Raw genomic sequence first — 11,031 nt, 5'->3', positions numbered from 1 at the left:
AGCCCGCGCGGCCGAAGTCGTCCTGGTGGGCCTTCCCGGCGATAGCGGCGTCCCAGGTCTTCCGGTAGCGCTTTCCCCTCTCAGACCTGTCGGGACGGGTAGCGGACCCCGGCCAGCGCGTGTCGGCACCCCACCACGGGGCTGTGAGGGCGAGGGCCAGCAGGACGCAGAGCACGACGAGGGCACTCACGACAGGCTCCGACCGCTACCGCTGGCGAGGGTGATAGCGCTATTGTCTCTTCTCATGGAGAACGGTAGCAGTGTGCAGCGCGTCACCGCCAGCCTCCGCGAGCTGGCCGGCACGCTGGCCCCGGGGGCCAAGCTGCCCAGCAGCCGCCGCCTCGTCGCCGACCTCGGGGTCGGGCCCGTCACCGTCCAGCGGGCCATCGACTCCCTCGTCGCCGACGGCACCGTCCTCACCCGCCCCGGGGCGGGCACCTTCGTCGCCCGCGCGACCCGCACCGCGACCGTCGACACCGACTGGCAGCGCGTCGCCCTCGGGGACTCCCCCGTGCGGACCGAAGGGGTCGCGGCCGCCCTGACCGTGCCCACCCACGACGTGCTCGACATGGCCCGCGGCTACCTGGACCTGTCGCTGCAGCCGTCGTCCCGGCTCGCCTCGGCCATGGCCCGCGCCGCCCGCCGGCCCGAGGCGTGGACCGTCCCGGCCCCGAACGGCGTCCCCGAGCTGCGGACCTGGTTCGCCCAGCAGCTCGGCGCCGACCACGAGGACGTCTTCATCAGCCCCGGCGGCCAGGGCGCCCTGTCCACCGTGCTGCGCTCCATCGTCCCGGCCGGCAGCCCCGTGCTCGTCGCCGTCCCCGGCTACCCGGGCGTGATCTCGCTGCTGCGCAGCGCCGGTCTCGTGCCCGTCCCCGTGCCCACCGACACCGACGGCGTGCGGCCCGAGCTCCTCGAACGCGCCTTCGAGCAGTCCGGCGCCCGGCTGCTGTACCTGCAACCCACCTACGCCAACCCCGACGGGTCGGTGCTGTCCCCCGAACGGCGCCGTCCCGTCCTGGAGATCGCCGCCCGGGCCGGCGCGTTCGTCGTCGAGGACGACTTCGCGCGCTGGCTCGGCCACGGCTCCACCCCGCCGCCGTCGCTGCTGCGCGACGACACCGACGGGCGGGTCATCACCGTGAACTCCCTCAGCAAGGTCTCCGGCCCGAGCCTGCGGGTCGGCTGCATCGTCTCGCGAGGCCCTGTCGCGCAACGCATCGCGGGACTGAGCTTCGTCGACCACCTCATCGTGGCCCGGCCCCTGCAGGAGGCCGCCGTGGAACTGGTCACCGGCGCGGGCTGGAACGCGCACCTGCGCGCGCTGTCCGCGGCGCTGGGGGCGCGCATGAACACCCTGTCGACCGAACTGGCGCGGCAGCTGCCCGGGTGCGGCTTCCACCGCCCGCGCGGGGGTTTCTCGCTGTGGCTGCGCCTGCCCCGCGGCGTCGACGACCTCGAGGTGGCCCGCCGCACCCGCGAACGCGGCCTCGCCGTCGGACCGGGCCGGCACTACGTCGTGGCCGAGGAGGACGCCGCCCACCTGCGGTTGTGCTACGCCGCGATCACCGAGCAGCAGATCCCCACCGCCGTGAGGATCCTCGCCGAATCGCTCTGAGGAGGGTTCACTGCAGGGGTGCTGCACACCTTCACCACCCCCACCGGACCGGTCGTCCTGCGCGAGGCCCGGCGCGAGGACGTCGGGCAGGTCGTCGCGCTGCTCGCCGACGACCAGCTCGGCCGCACCCGCGAGGACACCTCCGACCTCACCCCGTACCTCGCGGCCTTCGACGCCATCGAGGCCGACCCCGCCCACGCGCTGTACGTGCTCGAGGACGAGGCGGGGACCGTCGTCGGCACGGCGCAGTTCAGCGTGCTGCCGGGGTTGTCGCACCGCGGCGCGAGCCGCGCCCAGCTCGAGGCGGTGCGGATCGCCGCCGGCCGACGGGGCGGGGGCCTGGGCTCGCAGTTCATCGCGTGGACGCTCGCCGAGGCCCGCCGCCGCGGGTGCGGGTCGGTGCAGCTGACCTCGAACGCGCAGCGGACGCAGGCGCACCGGTTCTACGAGCGGCTGGGTTTCACCGCCTCGCACGTGGGCATGAAGCTGGCGCTCTGACCCGCCCGCCGACGCGTGGCCCGCTCAGCCGAGGACGGGCACCAGGGGCGCCGAGGTGATGGCGGCGGCGCCCAGCCCCGTCGTGCTGCGCACGGGCAGGGTGAACCAGAAGACGCTGCCGCCGCGGGGGTCGTCCTCGAGGCCGACGTCGCCGCCCAGGCGCATGACGATGCGCCGGCACAGGGCCAGGCTCAGGTGGTTGCCCCCCAGCTCGACGTCGGCGGGCTCGCCCGCGAAGGGCTCGAAGACGGTGGCGCGGCGGTCGGCGGGCACCCCCAGGCCGCGGTCGCGGACCTCGATGCGCCACACCTCCCCGCGGAAGCGGGAACCGGTCAGCTCCGCCCCCAGGGAGACGACGGCCGGCTGCCCCGGGGGGGCGTGCACGACCGCGTTGTCCACCAGGCGCGCGAGCACCTGGTGCAGCAGCCACGGCTCCCCGACGACCTCCGGGAGCGGACCGACCTCGATCCTGGGCTGCAGCTCGACGGGCAGGTGGGCGCTCAGCGCCTCCTGCTCGTCGGCGACGAGGGTGCCGGTGGCGAACAGGTCCACGGCCCGCTCGGTCAGGGCCATCTCGCTGACCTGCGCGTACAGCAGCAGGTCGTCCACGAGGCGGCGCGCGCGGTCGAGGCGGCGGTCGACGCCGTCGAGGCGCTCGTGCCAGTCCGCCGCCGTCCAGGCCCCGGTCTCGCGCGCGGCGTCGGACAGGGCGGACAACCGGGACAGCGGCAGCCGCAGCCGGTCGGCCACGACCGTGGTGTAGGCGCCCAGCTCGGACTCGCGGGTGCGCAGCGCCTCCTCGCTGCGGCTGCGCAGGGCGACCTCCTGGGCCAGGTCGGCGGTGGCCTGCTCGACCTTGCGCTGGGCGCGCTCGCGGCCGGCGGTGACGGAGAACAGCAGGGCGGCCAGCAGCAGGGACAGCCCACCGCCGACGACGAGGGCGACGAGCGGGCCGTCGCCGACCTCGTCGGTCACGGCCTGCGCGGTCGGCACGACGGACAGCGTCCAGCGGCGGTTGCCGGCGATGACGCTGGCGGTACGGGCGGGACGGTCGGAGTCGGTCCCCTCGGGGTCGAGGGACCCCAACAGCACCGGCTGGGCGGGATCGGTGGCGTCCCAGAGCTGCACGTGGGCGCTGCGGGAGGTGTCCCGGTCCGTGCTGGCCTCCAGGACGGTGCCGGCGCGGAAGGCGCCGGAGACCCAGCCGCGGAACTCCCCCGCGTCGGCCTGGTCACGGCCGCCGACGACGGGGGCGGTGAACACGACCGACTGCTGCTGCTCGGCGACGGGCAGCCCCCGGTCGGCGAGCAGGACGTAGGGGGCGCTGACCGCCAGCTTGCCCGAGGACCGGGCGGCGGTCGCGGCGGCGACGACCGTCGGCAGGGCGGCCGCGTCGGCACCGCGCAGGGTCTCGCGGGTGCCGACACCGTGGTAGGCGGCGATGAAGCGGTGCTCGCCGAGCTCGGTCTGCGCCGGTTTGAGGGTGACCGGGGTGCCGAACTGCGCGCGCAGCCGCTCCTGGGCGGCGGCCACGGCCTGCGCGGTGTCGTCGACGGGCACGGTGTAGCTCAGGCTCGACAGACCGGGCAGGGTGTCGGCCATCGCGGACAAGGCCTGGAACTGCGCGTCGTCGATGGCGGGCTGGTTCGCGATCCCCGCCCCGAGCGCGTCGAGCGCGCTGGAGTAGTCCCGCACGGCGTCCCCGAGGGCCCCGGCCTCCTCGTCGGCGACCGCCTGAGCGAGGCGGTCGGCGCGCTCGAGCCCGCCGGAGCGGGTCTCGACGGCGATGGCGACGCTGGTGCCGGCCCCGGCGAGCAGGACGACGAGCGGCAGGACGACGACGGCGGCCCGGCGGCGGAAGCCGCGTCCGGCGGCCGGGACGGGAGTGCTGGTCACCTTCTAGTCATCGGCCGGCTCGGCCGGAACCTGCAGCGACCGGGCAGTAGGGTGCCGGGCGAATCTTCTAGTACCCGTTCGGAGCATCGACCCGCGGCCGGCCCGGGCCGATGTCCCAGTCGTGAGTCTGGTTCAGCTGGCGGCCCGCAGCGCCGTCCCCTCCCCGCAGACGGCGGTGCTGCGCACCGTCGCCCGCCCGTCCCTCGCGCAGGGGGCGGCGGGGACGTCGCTGCGCCGCAGCGCCCGCCAGGTCGTGGACGCCCTCGCTGTCACCAGCGGCCTGGAGACCTGGTACGTGGGACGCCTGGACGGCGCCGCCGTGCTGCCGCTCGCGGTCTCCGACGAGGCCACCGGCGTGCTCGTGGGCCGGCGCACCCCCTGGTCGGACACGGTCTGCCGGCGCGTGGTCAACGGGCTGGGACCCGCGGTGGCCCCCGACATCACCCTCGTGCCGAACTACGTGCGGGCGCCCGCGGCGACCGCGCTGCGGATGACCGCCTACGCCGGCACCGCGCTGCGCGACGACGACGGCCGCCTGCTGGGGACCCTCGCCGGGTGGAGCTCGCGCCCCGACGTGGTCGTGGTCCCCGGTCTGCAGGCGCTCCTGGAGGCCTTCGCCGGGCTGCTCACCCAGGCCCTGGCCGCCGAGGTCGCCGCCGACGACGCCCAGCGCGAGGCCGACCGGCTCTCGGTGCGTCGCGACGCCGCCGACAAGGTCACCGCGCTGTCCAGCCGGGTCGGGTGGGGCGCGCTGCTGCAGCAGGAGGACCGGCGCACCGCCGAGCGCGGCCTGCCGGTCGCCCTGCTCGTCGTCGACGTCGGCCGCGTCCGTTCCTCCACCCGGCTGCAGAAGGCCACCGAGGTCGTCGTGCGGGCGCTGCCCGAGGCCACCGTCTCCCGCCTCACCGCCCGCCAGTTCGGCGCGATCGTGACCGACGCCGAACCCGACGAGGTCGAGGCGACCGTGCGCGAGGTCACGGCGACCCTGCGCGCCGCGGGGTTCGAGGCCACCGGCGCCTGGGCCACCTCCGGCGAGGCCCACGACCTCAGCCAGGTGTGGACCCTGGCCGAGCAGCGCCTGTACCGGGCCCGCCGCGACGGGGTCGGCGCGTGAGCGCCGCCGTCCCGGCGCCGCGCGCCGCGCGGTTCGCCGGGGTGCTGCGCCAGGTCGGGCCCGTGCGCTGCGCCCTCACCGCGGCTCTGCTGGCGGCCACCGTCGTGCTGCTGGCCCACGACCGCGCCGTCCGGCACGCCGAGGCGTGCGCGTCGGCGTTCCTGGTCCGCAGCACCTGGGGCCCGGACGCCTCCTGCACGGTCGACAACGTCCTGTTCCGCATCGACGGCCGCCTGGTGGGGCAGACGGTGACGATCGGCTGCAGCGCCGTCGTGCTGATCGTGCCGTTCGTCGTCGTGGCCACCCTGCTGCTGCCGGTGCGCCGGATGCCGGCCGTCGTCACCCTCGGTGCCCTGGGGTTCGCCGCCGTCGTGGTGGCGGGCGTCAACCAGCTGCGGCTGCTGACCATCGCGACCGGGATGCACCTGTGGGGCCTGGAGCACGGGTACGGCGTGACCCACGTCCTGGCCGGTTCGATCGTCAGCACCGTGGGCATCGTCGCCGGCGGGCTGACCTTCGTCGTCCTGCTGACGCGCGGCGCGCGGGTGGTGCGCCGTGGATAGCGTCCACCTCGGCCTGGCGCTGCTGAACACCGCCGCCTTCGTGCTGTGCGTGCTGTTCCTCAGCTACGTCGTCACCGTCCTGCGCCCGTTCCTGCGCCACCGCGAGGTGGGGCTCGGTGACCGCGCCGACTTCGACTGGCACATCCTCATCCCCTGCCTGAACGAGGAGACGGTCATCGTCGGCACCGTCCAGCACCTGCTGGACACGTTCCCCGAGGCGACCGTGTGGTGCATCGACGACGACTCCCGCGACCACACCCACGAGCTGATCACCTGGCTGGCGACCCGGCACGAGAAGGTCCGCGTCGTCAGCCGCCGCCCGCCGGAGGCCCGCAAGGGCAAGGGCGACGCCCTCAACGACGCCTACCGGCGGATCTGCGCCGAACTGCCCGAGGGCGCCGACCGCTCCCGGGTCGTCGTCGGCGTCGTCGACGCCGACGGGCGCCTGGAGCAGTTCTGCCCCGACGTCATCTCCGGTCCCGGCATGTTCGGCGACCCGACCGTCGGCGCCGTGCAGGTGCAGGTCCGCATCACCGAGGACGTCGACGCGCTCGTCGGCACCGACCTGGACCGGCTCGTCGGTTCCCGGGCCCGCACGAAGGGCGACCACATCCTCGTCCGCCTGCAGGACCTGGAGTTCGCCGGGCCCATCGCCGCGATGCAGTTCCTGCGCCGGCGCACCGGCAGCGTCGCCATGGGCGGCAACGGGCAGTTCACCCGGCTCACCGCCCTCGACGACGTCGCGCGCGAGCACGGCACCCCCTGGCACGGGGCGCTGCTGGAGGACTTCGAACTCGGCCTGCACGTGCTGCTGGCGGGGCACCGCACCGAGTACTGCCACGACACGTTCGTCGCCCAGGACGGGCTGAGCAAGGTGAAACCCCTGCTGCGGCAACGGACCCGCTGGTCCCAGGGGAACATCCAGTGCCTGCGGTACCTGTGGGGCGTCCTGAACTCCGAGCGCATCTCGATCCCGGGTGCGCTGGAGATCGCGCACTACATGTGGGTGCCGTTCTCGCAGGTGTTCGGCAGCGTCGTGTTCCCGCTCACCACGATCGTCATGCTCTGGTACGCCCTGCACGACCCGCAGGGCGCGGACCGGTGGCTGCTGGCCGGGGCGTGGGGCCTGATCCCGCTGGGCCTGCTGTTCGGCGTCCTGCCCCACGCGCTGTGGGGTTTCTTCTACCGCACGCACTGCGGCACGTTCGTCACCCGTCGCGGCGCGCTGTGGATGGCCGTGGCGAACATCGGCTACGGCTACCTGCTGCAGATCTGCGCCTGGCGCGCGCTGTTCCGCGTCCTGAAGGGCCACACCGAGTGGCACAAGACCGCCCGGGCCAACGACCGGCCCGTCGTGGAAACCCTCACCCCCGTCCCGAGCAGCTGAGGAGCCGACATGGACGAGACCACCCCCCGCCGCACCCGGGCGCGGCTGCTCACCGCCGGGGTCGCCGGGGCCGCCGCGATCGTGCTGGCCACGGCCGGGTCGGCCGCGGCCGACACCTCGACGGCGAGCGCGAACGCCGTGACCGTCGGGGCCCTGGGCAGCCCGCTGGTGACCACGGGGTGGGCGGGCGCGTCGAACTCCGGCTCGCAGACCACCCAGACGACCGCCCAGACGCCGGCGCTGTCCGTGCTCGGCGGTCAGGGCGGCATCACCGCCGGCACGCTCGTGCAGACCGCCGTCGCCCGCGCCGACGGGTCCTCGGACGCCTGCGGCGGGCTCGTCGGCGCCGGGGGGACCATCACCGTCGGCACGGCCGGCGCGTGCACGGTCACCGGCGGTGGGACCGGCGGGGTGCAGATCACCCTGGTCGCGGGGACTCCCGCCGTGACCGGTCCGTTCGGCGCCGTCCTCGTGCCCGCCGTGCCCGCCACCGTGATCAAGGCCGACGCGATCCTGGCCTCCTGCACGGCGACGTCCGACGGCACCGCCACGGGCAAGGTCACGCTGGCCAACGCCGCGGTGCTCGTCGCCGGGGTCCCGACGATCACCCTGGCCGCTGCGCCGGGCGTGAACTCGGGAGTGACCGTCCCCGGCGTGGCCCAGCTCGCCCTGCGCGCCACCAGCACCCCCGCCGGCACCGGCAGCGTCCAGACCACCGCCCTGACGGTCACCCTGCTCAGCGGCGCGGTGGCCGCGGTGAACATCGGCACCGTCCGCTGCGGCGCCAACGCCCAGACCGTCCCGGCCAGCGCCCTGCCCGGCCCCGCCCTGCCGCTGAGCGCGGCCGCCCTCGTGGCGGTGGGCCTGCGCCTGCGCCGTCCCGTCCTGGACGCCCTGACCTCGAGGAGCACCCTCCGTGGCTGACGAGAGCACCGACCTCACCGGCACGGTCGCCGTCGTCTTCGGCACCCGTCCGGAGATCATCAAGCAGGCCCCCGTCCTGCACGCCCTCGGCGCCGACGGCGCGGGGGTCTTCACGGGCCAGCACTACGACCAGGAGCTGACCGAGGCGGTGTTCCGCTCCTGCGGGCTGGACCCGCTGGCGCCCGCCGTCGACGGCGTCGGTGGCGGCACCCGTGCCCAGCAGGTCGCCACGATGGTCGACCGGCTCGCCGACCGCTTCACCCGGCAGCGCCCGCGCGCGGTCGTCGTGCAGGGCGACACCAACACCGCCAACGCCGGCGCGCAGGCGGGGCACTACCTGGGGATCCCGGTCGTCCACGTCGAGGCGGGGCTGCGCAGCCACGACCGGGCGATGCCGGAGGAGACGAACCGGCTGCTGATCTCCGCGCTGGCCGACGTGCACTGCGCCGCGACCCCGGAGAACGCGCGCAACCTCCTCGACGGGGCGGTCCCGGCGGGGTCGGTGTTCGTCACCGGCAACCCCGTCGTGGAGGCCGTCACGGCCCTGTGCCCGTCGCAGGAGGAGACCGCCGCGCTGCTGGCCGGCCTCGGGGTGGCCCCCGGCGGCGTGGTCGCCACGGTGCACCGCCCGGAGAACACCGACGACCCGCAGCGGCTGCGGACGCTGGTCGGCGGCCTGGGCGCGCTGGGTGCGCCGGTGGCGCTGCCCCTGCACCCGCGCACCCGCAAGGCGCTCGGCGCGTGGCGCGTGCCGGTGCCGGACTCCGTGCGGGTGCTGCCGCCGGTGGACTACCGCACCTTCCTGGCCCTGACCCGCTCGGCGTCGCTGCTGGTGTCCGACTCCGGCGGGCTGCAGGAGGAGGTCACCGTGCTGAAGAAGCCGCTCGTGGTCGTGCGGACCAGCACCGAGCGCCCGGAGTCGGTGGCGGCCGGGTTCTCGGTGCTCAGCGAGCCGGAGGACCTCGTCGAGCACGCCCGCCGGATGACGTCGCCGCAGGCCCTGGCCCGGCTGGCGGACACCCCCAGCCCCTACGGCGACGGTCTGGCCTCGCAGCGCATCGCGGTCCTGGCCCGCGACGGAGCCTCTGCGCTGCAGCCGCTCTGACGGACCCGCGCCCGCCGGTGACGGCGGGCGCGGGACACCGGCGTCACCCGGTCGGCGCATCGAGGCCGGCCTCCGGGCCGCCGATTTCTAGAACGTGGTGAACGCGCAGCGCGAACAGACCGTCGACCTCGGCGACGCCGGCCTCAGCCGGCGGGTGGTGGCCCTGGAGTACCTGGTCACCAGCCTCATCTTCGCCTCCGTGGTCCTGGTGCCCGGCTGGAGCGGGCAGCACGGGGTGCTGATCCTGGCGATCTCCACCCTGGGCTTCGTCAGCGGCGCCGGACTCATGCTGACCGAGTCCTGGCCGCTGCCCGCGCCCGGCGCCGCGATCGTCTCGGCCGCCCTGACGACCACCGTGGGCGTCTACTGCGCCGACGGCTCCCCCGCCGTGGGGGTGCTCGTCGTGCTGTACTCCGCGAGCGCCGTGCACGTCCCGTTCCTGAGCTCACGGCGCGACGTCGTGGTCGCCACCGCCCTGCCGTTCGTGCTGCTGCCCGTCGCGCTCGTCGCCTCCGGCCACCCCGGCCAGGTCCTGGGCTGGGTGCTCGCGCTGCCCGCCACCACCGTCCTGCCCGTCGTGGGGGTGCGCTCGCTGCTGCGGCTGGCCGACCGCCGGGCCCGCCACGACGTCAGCTCCGAGCTGCTCAACCGCACCGGGCTGCTGGAGACCGCCGCCCGCCGGCTGGCGGCCGGCGAGGGCCCGGGCGACGAGCTGACGGTCAGCGTCGTCCACTTCGACGACCTGCGCGACCTGCGGCTGGCCCTGGGCCCGGCCGCGGCCGAGGAGGTCCTCGCCGAGTCCGCGCGCCGCGCCGCCGAGCTGCCCGGCGCCCTCGTCGCCCGGCTGGACCTGGACTCCCTGGCCGTCGTGCGCCCCGTCGAGCTGGACGGCTCCCACGACCCCCTGCGTACCGGCCTGGACGAGGGCCGCGTCCTGCACCAGGTGCTGCGCGAGCACGTCGTCCTGCTCGCCGACGGCCCCGGCCGGGGGCTGCGGGTGCGCCCCGACGTCTCGATCGGCGTCGCCTGCGCCCCCCAGCACGGCCGGGAGGTCGACGAGCTGCTCGCGCTGGCCGACGTCGCGGCCGTGCGCGCCGCCGACGAGCAGCACCGGCTGGCCGTGGCCCAGGGCGAGGCCGCCGTCGACGTGGCGGCCCTGCGGCTGCACACCGAACTGCCCGCCGCCGTCGCCGAGGGCCAGCTGCGCGTGCACTACCAGCGCCTGGTGGCCGCCGGCAGCGGCCGGACCGTGGGGGTGGAGGCGCTGGTGCGCTGGCAGCACCCCGAGCACGGACTGCTGGAGCCGGGCGCGTTCGTCCCGCTGGCCGAGCGCAGCCACGCCATCGTGGGCCTGACGCACTGGGTGCTGGGCACCGCCGCGGCCCAGTGCGCCGCCTGGCGCGCCGCCGGCCACGACGTCACGGTCTCGGTCAACGTCTCCCCCGTCGTGCTGGGCGAACCCTCGCTGGTCAACGCCGTGCGCCGGGCCATCGCCGAGAACGGCCTGGAGCGCGGGGTCCTGACGCTGGAGGTCACCGAGACGGCGCTGCTGGGCGACCCCGACGGCGTGGGCGCCGTGCTCACGGCCCTGCGCGCCGCCGGCGCGCGCGTCTCGCTGGACGACTTCGGCACCGGCTACACGTCGCTGACGATGCTGCGCCGGCTGCAGGTGGACGAGCTGAAGATCGACCGCTCCTTCGTCGTCGCCGCCCCGCAGGCCCCCGTCGACGCCGCCATCGTGCGGGCCCTGGCGGACCTGGCCCACCGGCTGTCCATGGAGGTCGTCGCCGAGGGCGTCGAGGACGCCGCCACCGCCGACCTCGTGCGCGACCTAGTGATCTACGGCTGAAGTTGGTGCCCCACCCGTTCGGGTCTGGCGGTCAGAGGGGTGAGGCACGGCAGCGTCGGTGAGCGTGGGAACACTTC

9 protein-coding genes are annotated in these 11,031 nt (G+C 75.5%); 8 read left to right on the top strand and 1 reads right to left on the bottom strand.

Annotated features, from left to right (window positions below):
* The first annotated feature begins 244 nt into the window (after positions 1 to 244).
* Together CLV37_RS15665 and CLV37_RS15660 are read left to right on the top strand one after the other, a co-directional pair.
* Positions 245 to 1,618 carry an aminotransferase-like domain-containing protein gene (locus CLV37_RS15665; protein ID WP_170127297.1) on the top strand — a complete coding sequence of 458 codons (1,374 nt, stop codon included), beginning with the start codon at positions 245 to 247 and terminating at the stop codon, positions 1,616 to 1,618.
* 18 nt (positions 1,619 to 1,636) lie between these two features.
* Complete coding sequence (locus tag CLV37_RS15660) at positions 1,637 to 2,116, top strand: GNAT family N-acetyltransferase (RefSeq protein ID WP_211298695.1); 480 nt, start codon at positions 1,637 to 1,639, stop codon at positions 2,114 to 2,116.
* Between the two features lie 24 nt (positions 2,117 to 2,140).
* On the opposite strand, the gene CLV37_RS15655 is transcribed toward CLV37_RS15660, so the two are convergent.
* On the bottom strand, positions 2,141 to 4,012 hold the full coding sequence (locus CLV37_RS15655; protein WP_106212059.1) for a sensor histidine kinase: 1,872 nt from the start codon (positions 4,010 to 4,012) through the stop codon (positions 2,141 to 2,143).
* A 121-nt stretch (positions 4,013 to 4,133) separates the two neighbouring features.
* Here CLV37_RS15655 and CLV37_RS15650 point away from each other — a divergent pair, with 121 nt between their 5' ends.
* The 6 genes from CLV37_RS15650 to CLV37_RS15625 all read left to right on the top strand — a co-directional run bounded on the left by CLV37_RS15650 (position 4,134) and on the right by CLV37_RS15625 (position 10,954).
* Entirely contained in the window at positions 4,134 to 5,126 is a 993-nt protein-coding gene (locus CLV37_RS15650) for a hypothetical protein (RefSeq protein ID WP_106212057.1), read from the top strand.
* The gene (locus CLV37_RS15645; RefSeq protein WP_106212055.1) at positions 5,123 to 5,689 is read left to right on the top strand and encodes a hypothetical protein; all 567 of its coding nucleotides are present in this window, start codon (positions 5,123 to 5,125) and stop codon (positions 5,687 to 5,689) included. The genes CLV37_RS15650 and CLV37_RS15645 overlap by 4 nt, the downstream gene beginning before the upstream one ends.
* Positions 5,682 to 7,076 (top strand): glycosyltransferase family 2 protein, encoded by a 1,395-nt coding sequence (locus CLV37_RS15640; RefSeq protein ID WP_106212053.1) that lies wholly within the window; start codon positions 5,682 to 5,684, stop codon positions 7,074 to 7,076. Before CLV37_RS15645 ends, CLV37_RS15640 begins: the two co-directional genes overlap by 8 nt.
* A 9-nt stretch (positions 7,077 to 7,085) precedes the next feature.
* Positions 7,086 to 8,000 (top strand): hypothetical protein, encoded by a 915-nt coding sequence (locus CLV37_RS15635; protein WP_106212051.1) that lies wholly within the window; start codon positions 7,086 to 7,088, stop codon positions 7,998 to 8,000.
* Positions 7,993 to 9,105 (top strand): non-hydrolyzing UDP-N-acetylglucosamine 2-epimerase, encoded by a 1,113-nt coding sequence (gene wecB / locus CLV37_RS15630; protein ID WP_106212049.1) that lies wholly within the window; start codon positions 7,993 to 7,995, stop codon positions 9,103 to 9,105. The genes CLV37_RS15635 and wecB overlap by 8 nt, the downstream gene beginning before the upstream one ends.
* 97 nt (positions 9,106 to 9,202) lie before the next feature.
* On the top strand, positions 9,203 to 10,954 hold the full coding sequence (locus CLV37_RS15625) for a bifunctional diguanylate cyclase/phosphodiesterase (RefSeq protein WP_146149434.1): 1,752 nt from the start codon (positions 9,203 to 9,205) through the stop codon (positions 10,952 to 10,954).
* Positions 10,955 to 11,031 lie beyond the last annotated feature (77 nt).

Origin of the sequence: Kineococcus rhizosphaerae, assembly GCF_003002055.1 — a bacterium.
Lineage (GTDB): Bacteria > Actinomycetota > Actinomycetes > Actinomycetales > Kineococcaceae > Kineococcus > Kineococcus rhizosphaerae.
Note: the sequence above shows the minus strand (reverse complement) of the source record. Positions and strands in the feature narration are given on the sequence as shown.

Excerpts from the sequence above, each read along its gene's own strand:
- CLV37_RS15665 (WP_170127297.1), top strand. The coding sequence starts at position 245 with ATGGAGAACGGTAGCAGTGTGCAGCGCGTCACCGCCAGCCTCCGCGAG.
- CLV37_RS15635 (WP_106212051.1), top strand. The coding sequence starts at position 7,086 with ATGGACGAGACCACCCCCCGCCGCACCCGGGCGCGGCTGCTCACCGCC.